Below are 12,666 nucleotides of genomic sequence, written 5' to 3' on the forward strand. Positions count from 1 at the left end.
GACATCCGGGAGCTGTCGGCTGAAGTCGCCGCTCAGGCCGTGAGAGAGCTCGCTGCCAAGCAGACACAGGACACGCGATGGCACGTGAGCGCAGCTGTGGGAGTTAGCCCGCAAGAGCTGCACCGAGCTTTGATGAGGCATAGCTCGAGCGGACCCGCACTCACATTCCAAGCTCCGGTATCTGTGACTGTCAGGAGCATTGAAGCGCTGCCGACACCAGGGGCCGACGGCTCTTCTCCTCTGCCGCTGATCATCCCCTACCTCGTAGGTGCTGAATCAGAGAATGCAGGCAGCGACGGCTTCGCCGCCTGGTTGCGCGACGAATACGTGCAGCTGGATACGCGGGGACGGACACGCGTACTTCTCATTCTGTCGGATACTCCCATCGATACCGTCACCACCGCGAGCCGGGACTTGGCCAACGAAGAAGCGCTGTCGCCAACCGGCTTGTGCAAGCTAGCGGCCCGCGGAGCCGCCGCCGAGCGGCTCATCCGCCAAGCCGTGGAGACAGCCGAGGAGAACCGCGTTCTACCCTCTGTTCCGCAGACCGCTGGGGCCGCTGTCCTACTGGCCAGGTGCAACGACGTGATCGCTGCTGGCGCCGCCTTGCACCAGCTCGGTTGCTACCTCCCAGACCGGCATCAGGATGCGGCGGATCCGGCCAGACTCAAGCGGAACATCGACTGGCGGATGCGTCTGGAGGAGTGGACCGCCCCGGACAAGGATCTCCGCGCCGAAATGGGTCGCTGGGCCAGGGACCCAGAGCATCCTGCCCTCCAAGTCGTACTCGCCGCCAGGGACGCATACGGAGGCCTGGACTGGTCCAAGATTCCGCTCGACCAGCTTCCAGAGCGCCGGCCATCCAGAACACCACTCGGAATTGCCCGCCCGCTCCGCATCGACGGCGGCCGTGCAGTTGTCACCAGCAGCAGCACAGCGGTCGTATGGCTGCCCGGCGGCGGTACGTTTTCCGTACGGCTGGCTGGAGAGCCCGGCTCTGCCGCGAGAAGCCGGGTGGAGTGGCACAACGGCACGGTTTCCTCATGTCACGTGGACGGCGAGCAGCGGCTCGTGCACGTGACGGTGGAGCCCGGCGCCACATGGGCGTTCGGTGTCGTGCACGCACCAGGTGGCGACCAGCTACCCGTAGCCGTGTACACCGGCAACGGCGAATGGTTCCCCGTCGAGAAAAACCTCCAAATCGAGTCGGCAAGCGCCGCCTTTCGATACGAGGGCGTCCCAGCCGTGCTCGCCGTCCGCTCCGGAGGCACACCTGTCGGCGCGTGCGACTTGGAAGAGCCAGGCCCTGAAGGCTCCTGGATCGCGCAGTGCTCCCTCTACACGGACAGGCACCCGATTCCGCTTTACAGCGAGAACGCCGACGTGCCTGGAGAAGCGAACGATGAGTGGCCCGCAGACATGCCCGAGGACGAAAACACGGGGCGCGCTGGCGGCCAAGCCGAGAATGAGGAGGAATTCGAGGACGAGGGCAGCGATGACGAGCTCGACGGCGCGCTGGGAACCTCGGTATCGCTGCCTGCGCAGCCCAGCGTTGCACATGCGGCGCTGCACGCAGCCAAGGCAGCCGGAACGGCCGCCGTGGGTGCCACTGGTTACGGTGTCGGCCGCCTGAAGGTGGGAACCGACCACTATCCGCTGGCTTCGCAGCGGCTCACGCCCGCCTTGGAGGGCCTGGCCCTCGAATCCGCCATCCTCGGTCACCCCGAATGGCTTGCCTACAGCATCGACTCGGTATCGGCTGACGGTTCTGTCGCGTTGTCTGCCGCACGCTTGGAACGCCTCGACACTTCGGCTCTGCCCGCGGAGGCCTACCGCAACTTCCTCACTGCCCGGCATGCGTTCTTCGAAGCTCTTCGCGGCCAAGGAAGCGTCCACGCTGTCGTCGCAGGAGACCATCGCGAAAGCGCGGAAGCCTACACCGCGGCCTTCGCCGCCATACTGAACCAGCTCCCGCGCGATTCGCAGATCCAGCCTGAGCACAGCAGGCTTGCCCTCTGCGACGCGGTCTTCGGTGCTACGCCAGATGAAATCCTTCTCGCCCCAACCAACCCGGTCACCGTGGCATTCGCGCTGGCGATGTCGGACACGCTGGAAGAATGGCGGCCGAGAGCAAGCGAAGTACTCGCGGACGACCTTCGCGCAGTCACCCAGCGGCATCTCATGCCCGTCCTAGCGGTCGACCGGAGCTGGTACGAGTGCTCCACATTGGCTCCCCTACTGTGGCGCCGTTACAAGGCGGCACCAGCAGGGAACGTCCAACCAGACCCGGACCACCGTCACATCAGCCGCCGCCTCGAGCATTTCCTTACGGTGTATCCCGACTACAGGCATCCGGGCCAGCGCATCTCTGTCACCTTCGTGGAACCGGGTGACGGAAGACAAGTCCACCAGGCTCTGCGTGAATTCTTCAGGGGACAGCTCGCGCCGCAAGAACCACTGGCTCTCAAGCCTGACCTGGATGTCGTCCTTGTAAGCGACAAAACAGTTCAGCGCCCCGGGCTGGAATCGCTGCTGGCCAATGGCAGTGAACTCGATACATGCATCCGTACCCGCGTTCGGATCACCCTGGTCAAACCGGACGAAGCAGACGGATTCACGCACCTGACATTCGTTATGCGCAGCAACCTGCAGCGCACCCCCACTCAGGTGGATATGAATGACCGCGCCCCTTCGACGTGGGCCCGGGGCATTGCTACAAGTCCCACCCGGCTAGCTCATCCGGGGACCAATGAGAGCAGCTTCTCCTGGGGGACTTTCGCCACGCCCGTAACCGTGCCCGACCAACCGACGTCGGCCGAGGTACTGCTCAACCTCATGCAACGCGGGTTGGAGCTAGTGGGCGGCATGTCCGGAGGCCTGATGCGGCCCGGGGTGACCAGCATGCCTACAACCCGTGTCGAGCGCGACTTCATGGCCGCGGTGTACGACCGCAGCGTCTGGGTTGTGCACCTGGACCAACTTCTGGGCCTGGAGGCGTTCAACGGCCATGTCGGAAGCTCCAGCGCCAAATACCTCGTCCACCACGAAGAACCCGACCCCGGAGCGCCTGGCCTCGACGCCATCACAGCGACCAAGCGCACCGAGCCATACCGCCAAGCCGTGGCCCGCGCACTGACCGGAATAGGGGAGCCACCCGGGGCAGCCTTGGACGAGTTCCTCAGACTGCTGAATGGGGCCAGCGGCAGGTGGTCTCTGGACCTGCTCAGAGCCAGTGCGGCCAATGTGGCCGAGCGAGTCGGGACCATCGCTGCCGTAGCGCTCCTCGACAGCGGTGACAGAACCCTCGGGCTGCTGGCAGACGGCGGGGTGCGCACCGCAGGGCTGCTCGTCCCTCTCGACGAGCTGTTTGCCGCACTGCCCAGGAGAGGTCTGCCCCGCCCGCCGGCACCGGCTTGCGACGATCTCCTGCAGGTTTGGCTTCCGCTTGGCAGCGCGGATCACCTGCGCATCAGCGCCCGGCTGATCGAAGTCAAGTACCGTTCGGCTGGCGTCCCCGGCCTTGACGACGCCCGCACTCAGCTGGAACGAACCGTCCAATGGCTTGAACGCATCTTCAACACGGGCGGCCCAGGACGCCCATACCGGGCTCGCGACCTCAGCGACCTGCTGCGGTCTGCAACCGCACGAGCTAATGCATTCGGCCTCGGCGAACACATCCCCGCATCGGAAGTAGAGTCCGCCTTGCGCGCGCTGTATGACGGAGACTTCTCCCTCGACCTCAGCTACACGATGGGGGACTCGCCCCGCAGGGGCGCTCTCATCAGTGTCGAGGGACAGAACACCTCTGCCACGTGGCAGGGTGCCCTCCCTGGAGCTGGCCTCCCCTTCGACTACTTCCGACTCGGCCGACCTGCAGTGGCTGCCCTCGCCCGAGGACACGGCATCAGCGTCCCCGACGACTGGACGCGGCCCTCCTGGCCTTCCTCCTATCCGCCCCCGCCGCGGGAAAAGAAGGGCCCGCAGCAACCACCGGCACCGCCCAGCGGCCCTGAGCTCCCCGCACCTATCGAAGACGGACCGGCCTCGCACACTGGCCCCAACATCTCAGACGAAGCCGACGGCCCGGCCAAGGAGGCACCCCCAGAGCCAACGCAACAAATCTCAAACTTGTCCGGCACGCCCCGGTTCACATCCGACTCCACCGTCGAAGAGGAAATCGCGCGAGTAGCAGGGGAGATGGATGCTGCCGCTGCGAAATACGGCTTGGCGGTCGAACCCTTCCGTCCCGATCTCGCCCAGGCCGGACCTGGAGTGATCCGGTTGCGGACCCGCTTGCTGGGCAAGCAGACTCTCGCAGCGCTTCAAGGACGCGCCCTCGACCTAGGAAGAGAAGCGGGCGTAGCCGAAGGCGTACTCATCGACCAAGAGCCCTACTACGTGACCCTCGACGTCCCGAGGTCCAAGCCTGAAACTGTCAGGTACGTCGACTACGAGCACGCCCTAGACGCACCGTCTCAGCCGGGAGCACTGCCCTTCTTGGTGGGCGTGGCCCCCGACGGCGAAGTACGTGTGGCAGACCTTGCACGGCTGCCGCACCTGCTGGTCGCAGGAGCGACAGGCAGCGGCAAGAGCGTGCTGCTGCAGGCACTCCTGTGCTCACTGATTCGCGTCCGCGCGCCGCGGGACTTGAGTCTGCTGATCATTGACCCAAAGCACGTAGATTTCGAGCCCTTCCAATGCCTGCCACACCTGCTGAACAAACGCATCATCACGGATCCTCACGAAGCAGTCGAAATCCTCACATCCACCCTTGAGGAAGAACTGCAAAAGCGCCGTGCCATCCTCCGCGACGCAGAGGTGTTCAACGCTCTCGACTTCTACGCAGCGGGCGGTCAGTCCCAGGACCTCCAACAGATGGTCGTCCTGGTCGACGAGTTCGCAGACCTAGCCGACTCCCTGCCGCGAGCTGCACGCCAGCAGTTCCTGCAGAACATCAAGCGGTTCGCCCAGATGGCTCGAGCGCTCGGCATCTACCTAGTACTGGCGACGCAACGACCAAGCGTGCAGGTCATCACGGGAGACATCAAGGCCAACCTGACAGCCCGTGTCGCGCTCAAGGTGCAGGCCGCCCAGGACTCCATGACGATCCTCGGGCGGGCAGGCGCCGAAGCACTCCGAGGCCGCGGAGACCTGCTCTTCGATGCCGGCGGCCTCACAGAACGGCTCCAGGGCTTTTACTGCCAGCCAAGCGATGTCTCCGCATCTGTGAGGCGGTGGACCGCCGACTCACGATGACCAAGCCGTGGTCACGCACCCCCGGCCCGCTTCCTTGTACCCGTCCACGCCGTAGCCTCGTGTCTCACAGCTGCGGACTACCTGTGGACGGGTAAACCGAGAGACGACGCCCCCGAAGCCGTGACCAGCGCTTTCGCTATCCGACGAAGAGCCCTCCGGAGCCGTGTGCAGACACCCTCTGGGTTTCAGCCCGCTGGCTAAAGAGACCGCCGGGCCCAGATGAGCCTGCTCGTCGCGTGAGCAACCGCCACTCAGGGACTGCGGATGCGGGAGATCCGTACGGCGTGGCAAAGTTGTTCAGCCGGTGATGGCAGCCTGGTCCAGCCTCTTGAGTACGTCCTCAGGAGACAACTGTGAGTCTCGCAACTTCTCGTATCCGGCAACGACCTCATCCGGGTCCAAGCCTGCCTCTTGCGCCTTGCTACGCAGGTCAGCAAGATCGATGGCATCTCTAAGCGCCTGCTTCGCGGCCTCGGCGTCCTGATGCTGCAGCCGCTTGGCCGCTTCCTGCAGACCACGCCTCCACAGGTACCACCCTCCGCCGGCTCCGCCTCCAAAGAGGGCACCAGCGGCGGCGAAGAAGAGAATGGGCATCTCAGGTCCTTTCGTTGCCGCTCATAGGCTGCCAGGTCCGTGCCGCCATCGCGGGCGAATCGGAGGAAAAAGGCACGAGCGTTGTTAACAGTGGTGGGTCTTGATCATGGCGAAGACCTCCGGTGTGGTGGAGGTGTCTAGGCTCCACACCACACACGGAGGTCTTCGTGTCCCACCGTAGTCCCGGCTGACTGTCTTTGGGAGGCGGCTCCTGGTCGAACGTGCCCTGGCTGGCAGTCCGGTTGCTCATGTGGCGGCCGAGATGGGTGTCTCGCGGCCGACCGCTCACAAGTGGATGCGCCGGTGGCGGACGGATGGCGATGCGGGTCTGCACGACCGCTCCAGCCGGCCGCACACGACCCCGCACCGCACAGCGCCCGAGGTGGAGGCCCGTGTCTGCGAGCTGCGGCAGGCCCGCAAGCTGGGCCCGGCCCGCATCGGCCCCATCCTCGGGCTGCCCGCCTCCACCGTGCACCGCATCCTGACCCGGCACGGCCTGCACCGGCTGGCCTGGCTGGACCGGCCGACCGGCGAGCCCATCCGCCGCTACGAACGAGCCCGGCCGGGTGAGCTGGTCCATGTCGACATCAAGAAGCTCGGCAACATCCCCGACGGCGGAGGGTGGCGCACGGTCGGCAGGGCGGCCGGCGACCGCAACCGGCAGGCCACCACCGACCAGCGCAAGAGCTGCAGGCCGGTGATCGGCTACAGCTACATCCACTCCGCCGTCGACGACCACTCCCGCCTGGCCTACAGCGAGATCCTGACCGACGAGCGCAAGGAGACCGCCGTGGCCTTCTGGCAGCGGGCACACGCCTTCTTCACCGGCCACGGCATCACCGTCGAACGCGTGCTGACCGACAACGGCGCCTGCTACAAGTCGTTTCTCTGGCGGGACACCCTGTCCGCAGCAGGGATCGCGCACAAACGCATCCGGCCCTACCGGCCGCAGACCAATGGCAAGGTCGAACGCTTCAACCGCACCCTGCTCGACGAATGGGCCTACCTGCGGCCCTACACCAGCAACACCGAACGGACCGCGGCACTGGCAGACTTCCTCCACACCTACAACCACCACCGCTGCCACACCGCACTCGAAGGCAAGCCACCGATCAGCCGCGTAAACAACGCTGAAGGTCAATACACCTAGCGCGCAAGTCCCGCGGGCCGTTCCGCCTGATCAGAGCCCCAAAACGCTTGGCATCGCCCGTGATTCCCAAGGTCGTCTGGGCCCTGGAGGGGTACAGCAAGTCGGACGACTGACGGCGTCGTCTTCCCGGTGACCGGCGAATGGTGCGGCAAGCCGGGCCGAAGCCTAGAGGGAGTCGGCCAGCAGCCGGCGTTGGTGGTCCCGCGCTGGTTCGTCGTAGTACTTGTCCCACCAGTCGCGGTGGGCGAGCGTCACCGGCGCTTCGACTCCGGACTCGGGGCCGGGCGTGGGCTGGTGCGCGGCCAGGCGGAGCGAGTCGCGGAAGCGGTGGTGGTTGAACAGGCGGAAGAACTCGGTGAAGTAGATCTCGGCAAGGCCGTGGTCGCCGCGGATCACCAGCATGTTCTCGTCGTTCTTGTTCGCGGAGGGGTTGCTGAAGTTGGCTGAGCCGGTGACCACGATCGGATCGTCGCCGAGCGGGTCGATCAGCAGGTACTTCGTGTGCAGGTACTCGATGTTGTTGGAGAACGGGTTGTCGTGCTCGGCCGCCCAGCCGGCGAGGCCGCCCTCTTCGACGAGGCCGCAGGCCACGAGCTCGGTGTCGGGATCGGTGACCAAGTTCCGGTGCGCGTCAGCGATGTTGGCGTTCTCGAACAGCAGCCAACGGAGCGCGGCGTGGTCACCCGGGAGCTGGTTGGCGAATCGAGGATCGAGGTTGAACGGAAACGTGATGCACACCAGGTCCTGGGCCGACCCGAAGAGATCGGCGTAGCGGTCTTGCGCCGTAGTCCGCGTGTGCGGGCTGAACACAACCGAGATTCCCGCGGGCCAGGGATCGGGCATCGGGTTGTTCGCGTCCACCCAGTTATTGAGGGTGCCAGGGGTGGGGTCTGCGACGAGCTGCTCCCAGTAATCGAGGTACTCCTGGGCGACGGTCGGCTCGGTGACGGTGTGTCCGACGTTCGACTGACCGAAGATCCCGTTCTCAGTGACGTTGGTCGACCCGGTCCAGACGGCCCGGGGCGCACCGTCGCGGCTCGCGATCACAAACTTGTTGTGCGGGATCTGGGCCCGGGCCCGCCAGGCTACGACCAGGTCCTCGATGCCGGCGTCGGCCACCGCTTTGCGGTTGTCCGCGTGGTCGAACACGACGAGCTGGACGTCCACACCCGTGTCTGCGGCCACGCGGAACGCCTCGAGCACGGGCAGGTACTCGAACTCATACAGCGCAGCGTGGAGCTGCCCGTGGCCGCCGGCGGCGGTGCCGATGAAAGCGAGCAGCGCCTCCTCGAGACCGCGCGACAGCCATCGCCAGGCCTCACGGTTGGCGACCTCGCGGGGGTGGAGGTTCCTGAAGCGTTCGGCGTAGGCCTGCGAGGCATACACGCCACGGTTGAACCAGACACCGTGCACGCCCGGCTCCTCGGTCTGCACCCGCAGCTCGACCGTCGAGACCGAGGTGAGATCCTCCCCCGGAGTCCCGGTCATGGTGTGCACGCGGTAGGTGTAGTCGTGCCCTGGCTTGGCACGGTAGTCACCCCAGGCGAAGGTCTGGAACGGGTTCCAATTCGACCCCCACCGTCGCCTCGCCTGTGGAAACCGGACGCGGTTGTCGAGCCAACGATGCTCGCCTTCGGTGTGATCGAACCGCTCGACCCCGAAACCGAGCACGCCATTCATCGCAGCTCGATCGTGGTCGAACCCCAATACCACCACATGAGTCCCGGCGATGGCCTGCACTCGCAATGGCCCGGAACTGCCCCGCACCCTCATACCCACGCCTCCTCGCTCACCAATGCTCGCTTTCCGACCGCCATCGGCTATCTCGCAATCAGGTTCTCGATACCGAAAACGGTCCTTCATCGAGCGCATTCGCTACGCGAATCGAGGGTCGCACGTGTCGCAGGCTTCGACCCGCCAGCACGCCGGATGAACTCGTTTGCCTCGGGGCCAAGCCCATGACGGGGCCGAACGGGTGACCCGGAGCTCGCCCGTACGGGAGGGCGGATGCACGACGATCGGCGCAGCAGGCGCAAGACGCAACGACCGCAGCCATAGGGCCCCGTTGCACTGTCTGTCGAATGCGTGTCGAAGCAAGCCGGATCAGCGGCGCGTTTGGCGTGATCGTGCAGGTCACACACCCTTGCTGACTTGAGCATCCAAGCGCCTTCTAAGCGCCTGGGTGGTCCATGACAGCCCGAACGAACTCGGCCGGCGGCAGCTCGCGGTGCAGTGCAATGACGTGACAATCTCCAGTGCTGGGTGGCTCGAACCGGGATGTCCCGCCACGCAGGTGGCCTCTCCTGCCGCATACGCACCACCCGCATCACCTGAGGTGATCGCCCTCTGACCAAGTGTCAGTACCCCCTGCTTTCATGGGCCGTTCGGTGACCAGACCATGAGGGGGAGGCAGCAGTGCCGTACATCCAGCCCTACACGAAGACGGACGGGACCTACGTCCGTGGGCACTATCGATGGGCAGCAGGAGCGCGCCACGAGATGGCGATGTTAGCCGTGGCCGCGGTCGCGATCGTCGGCATAGGCAACGGCGACATCAGCACCGGCACGGGGAGCGGCCAGGCACCCAGGCCGCAGAAGACAGCTACGTACCCGATCACGTTCGCGGACGGCGACCGGGCGGTGAAGCCTCGTCCACAGAAGTCGGTGACATACCCGATCCGCTTCCCCAAGGTGGAGCGGAAGCCCATGCCACAACGGTCCGTGTCGTACCCGATCCGGTTCGAGACCAGCGGGAACGGGCAGTGACCCGGCGCCGGCCGCCGGCGCGGCGCCGCACGTCCCGTAGGAGCAGGCGAAAGCAGCAGGTAGAGGCACAGGCCGTCGCCTATAGCCAGGTTACTATCGCGGCCATCGCGCTGTTCGTCGCAGTCGTCAAGTGGATCGACGACCACCCCTGGGTGCTCCTGGTGGCTCTCGTCCTCGGCGCGGCCGTGGTGGGCGGATGGTTGTACCAGCGCCAGCAGCGGGCGCAGTGGGAGCAGGTCCGGGCTCGCGGCCTGCGATACGCGATAAGTGAGCTGGACGCGCGCCATCATCGGGAATTCGAGCACGCCATACGAGACCTGATGAAGCGGGACGGCTGCGCTGATGCGGCACAGGTCGGCGGGGCAGGCGACAACGGAGCAGATGTGAAGGCCACCGACCCATTCGGGCGGCGCTGGGTCATCCAGTGCAAGCACCGCCGCAACGGCCTGGCCGGCTCACCGGTGGGAACCCCCGACCTGCATGTCCTCAACGGCACCGCCCGCCAGCTCCACGGGGCAGACGTTGTGGTCCTCGTGACGAACGGCCGCTTCACCTCCGGCTGTCCCCCACTGGCCAAGTCGCAGAAGCTCCACCTGGTCGACCGCAACCTGCTCGGAGAATGGGCCGCCAGCGGACGGCCACTGTGGGAACTTCTCCGAGCGGTGCCACCACCACGGCGCCCGACAGCACTGTCCTAGATCCCCGTGGACGAATGAGCGCGCCGATAGTGGTCCAAAGACCCTCCGCCAGCGGCGGCCAAGTGACCGTGAACCGGAACGGCCGCGACGAGATCATCGGCCTCGCACACCCCGATCACGACCCTGGTGGGGTTCTTGGCGACGCCCAGAGTGCTCGACCATGAGTGGACGCGGCCTATTCGCGGACGCAGGGGAGCTGTACAGGCGGCTCGGCGACGTGCGGGCGAGGGCGAGGCAGTGTTCTGGGTCGGCGCCTTCCACCAGGTGATCCGCGACGACGCCGAGACCGCCGTGCCCGCCTTCGAGCGTGCACTCGACCTCGAAACGGTCCAGCGACCGGCTGACGAAGTCCTACGTCCTACGGCACCTCGGCTTCGCCGACCACATGGCCGGCCGCCTGGACGAGGCCCGTGCGCACCTCGAGGAGTCCACTCATGCCGGGACCTGGGATTCCAGGATTTGGTTCCGGCCGCGTCCGACGGCGTCGTGCGATGTGAGGGCGTAGAAACCAGCGACCTGCGCCTCGTCCTGCGCGGACTGGAGGCCCTTGCCCACGAGGTTTGGGAGCGTTGCGGTGTCACTGCTGGCTTTGCTGTCGCCTGTCGAGGTTGCGGCAGTCGGCAATCCACTGGCGCTGGACGTGGAACCGGGGGACGTGCTGTCCTCGCAGGCGGTGAGGGCGAGAACAGCGGTGGCGGCGAGTGCGGCCGCGGTGGTAAGGGTGCGCATCGGATCAGGCTTTCAGATGCAGTTCATCGCGCGTGGGGGAATGCCAAAGGCCCGCTCGGTGGTGGACTTCTGGTGTTCGGGCATCCGAAGGAGTCCCCAGGTTGGAGCACGTTCACGCGGATCGCCACTTGGTGCAGAACTCAATCGACAAGGCTGGCCCCACTGAGGTCCCCACGAACGCGGCGACGACTGTCCCACGAATGACCAGGTGAGTGACCCTGTGCGACTCGCCGTTCGAAAGCCGAGGTCCAAGACGAGCTCAGCGAGCGCACGTCTGCGCGTGCTTGGGCACCCGATGATCAGTCACCCACTGGCACCCGTCGGCGTCCTACTCCACCGTACCGTTCCGTGCGTCGCGGTCTGGTACGTGTCTTCCGCCGCTGCGCCATCCCCAACCTCCGTATGCCTGCCCGCCCATGCTGCGTGGCATCTCTGCGACGGCGAGGGCGGGGGCTGCCTTCCTGAGCCGACTGAAGAAGCTGAAGAGCACGGGAGGTTCCTTCCGGGAGGGGCGGTCAGGCGGCGACGGCTTGCGGGCGCAGCCAGGCGTCGGTGCGATCGACGGAGCCGAGGACGCGTGTGAAGATCGGGGCGAAGGGGCCCTGCTCGCGCAGCTGGCCGAGGGTGGTGACGCCGGCTCGTAGGGCAGTCGCGGCGAGCATGGGGTCGCTGGCCGCGAGGCTGCGCAGGTCGGCGATTCTGCGCTCCAGGCGGGACTCGGAGGCGCCGGTGAGCACCAGGAGCAGGCGGGGGAAGACGGCGTAGCGGCTGCGCCACGCCCGGGCGGACGCGGTCCGCCGTACGGTGCGGGCGCCGCGGGCGGTGGTGATCTGTGGGGTGAACTGCTCGTAGGCGGCGTAGGCGTGGAGCTTCTGGGCGAGACGCGCGATCGTCATCTGGGTGCGGTCGACCTCGATGAAGAACGTGAGCAGCGTGCGCTGCTTGGCGAGCTTGTCGCTGTGGACGTAGCTGAGGACTGCGTCGGGGATGAGGGTGAGGTCCTCGCCGGGCCGGCTGTCGTCGCGGTAGTAGTGCGCGGTTTCCGGGGACCAGTCGAGTGGGCCGCATTCGTGGCCGAGGCGGCGGGCCCAGTCGACAAAGGCCAGGCCGGTTTCGACGGTGGCCAGGGTGTGCTCCTGCAGCGGGCCAATGGCGGCCTCAGGGCTCATGCGGTACGGGCGCTGGGGCAGCAGTCCGACCGATTCGACGGCCTGGGCGCCCTTCTCGGTCAGCCACCACAGGAGCTCGGTCTGCCCAGAGGAGCGGCGGCCGACCGTTTCGGCGAGGCCTGCCGTGCGCAGGGTGTGGAGCTGGCGGCGCAGGTACTCGGTGCGTGTGTGGTGCGGGGTGATGAGCTGGTGCAGCTGCCGGGTGGAGACCAGACGGTGCTGGTAGAGGACCTGGACGGCCTGCTGGGCGATCTGGCCGAGGCCCGTGGGGCCGGTGTGCGGGTACGGCACGGGGCTCTCCGCT

General features: G+C 66.4%; 8 protein-coding genes. 4 read left to right on the forward strand and 4 right to left on the reverse strand.

The annotated features are described in order from the left end of the window. The first annotated feature begins 183 nt into the window (after positions 1-183). Positions 184-5,256: an FtsK/SpoIIIE domain-containing protein gene (locus tag OG905_RS00475; protein WP_328665382.1), complete on the forward strand. Its 5,073-nt coding sequence runs from the start codon at positions 184-186 to the stop codon at positions 5,254-5,256. 297 nt (positions 5,257-5,553) lie between these two features. On the opposite strand, the gene OG905_RS00480 is transcribed toward OG905_RS00475, so the two are convergent. Next, complete coding sequence (locus OG905_RS00480; RefSeq protein WP_328665383.1) at positions 5,554-5,850, reverse strand: hypothetical protein; 297 nt, start codon at positions 5,848-5,850, stop codon at positions 5,554-5,556. A gap of 187 nt (positions 5,851-6,037) precedes the next feature. Between OG905_RS00480 and OG905_RS00485 the strand changes: the two genes are divergently transcribed. Further along, positions 6,038-7,000 (forward strand): IS481 family transposase, encoded by a 963-nt coding sequence (locus OG905_RS00485; protein ID WP_328681968.1) that lies wholly within the window; start codon positions 6,038-6,040, stop codon positions 6,998-7,000. Positions 7,001-7,165: 165 nt separating this feature from the next. Here OG905_RS00485 and OG905_RS00490 read toward each other — a convergent pair whose 3' ends face one another. Next, positions 7,166-8,488 (reverse strand): phospholipase D-like domain-containing protein, encoded by a 1,323-nt coding sequence (locus OG905_RS00490; RefSeq protein ID WP_328681969.1) that lies wholly within the window; start codon positions 8,486-8,488, stop codon positions 7,166-7,168. 1,011 nt (positions 8,489-9,499) lie between these two features. Here OG905_RS00490 and OG905_RS00495 point away from each other — a divergent pair. Then, a complete protein-coding gene (locus OG905_RS00495; RefSeq protein WP_328665386.1) occupies positions 9,500-9,766 on the forward strand; it encodes a hypothetical protein in 267 nt (88 codons plus the stop codon). After that, entirely contained in the window at positions 9,763-10,464 is a 702-nt protein-coding gene (locus OG905_RS00500; protein WP_328665388.1) for a restriction endonuclease, read from the forward strand. Before OG905_RS00495 ends, OG905_RS00500 begins: the two co-directional genes overlap by 4 nt. A 432-nt stretch (positions 10,465-10,896) precedes the next feature. Here OG905_RS00500 and OG905_RS00505 read toward each other — a convergent pair whose 3' ends face one another. Then, on the reverse strand, positions 10,897-11,193 hold the full coding sequence (locus tag OG905_RS00505; protein WP_328665390.1) for a hypothetical protein: 297 nt from the start codon (positions 11,191-11,193) through the stop codon (positions 10,897-10,899). A gap of 515 nt (positions 11,194-11,708) precedes the next feature. After that, positions 11,709-12,653, reverse strand: a complete 945-nt coding sequence (locus OG905_RS00510; protein ID WP_328665393.1) for a replication-relaxation family protein — start codon at positions 12,651-12,653, stop codon at positions 11,709-11,711. Between the last annotated feature and the right edge of the window lie 13 nt (positions 12,654-12,666).

The organism is Streptomyces sp. NBC_00322, from assembly GCF_036147535.1.
GTDB lineage: Bacteria > Actinomycetota > Actinomycetes > Streptomycetales > Streptomycetaceae > Streptomyces.

What these genes read in the sequence shown, in the direction of transcription:
- OG905_RS00480 (WP_328665383.1), bottom strand. Translation starts at nt 5,850, where the DNA reads ATGCCCATTCTCTTCTTCGCCGCCGCTGGTGCCCTCTTTGGAGGCGGA.
- OG905_RS00490 (WP_328681969.1), bottom strand. Translation starts at nt 8,488, where the DNA reads ATGACCGGGACTCCGGGGGAGGATCTCACCTCGGTCTCGACGGTCGAG.
- OG905_RS00495 (WP_328665386.1), top strand. Translation starts at nt 9,500, where the DNA reads ATGGCGATGTTAGCCGTGGCCGCGGTCGCGATCGTCGGCATAGGCAAC.
- OG905_RS00505 (WP_328665390.1), bottom strand. Translation starts at nt 11,193, where the DNA reads ATGCGCACCCTTACCACCGCGGCCGCACTCGCCGCCACCGCTGTTCTC.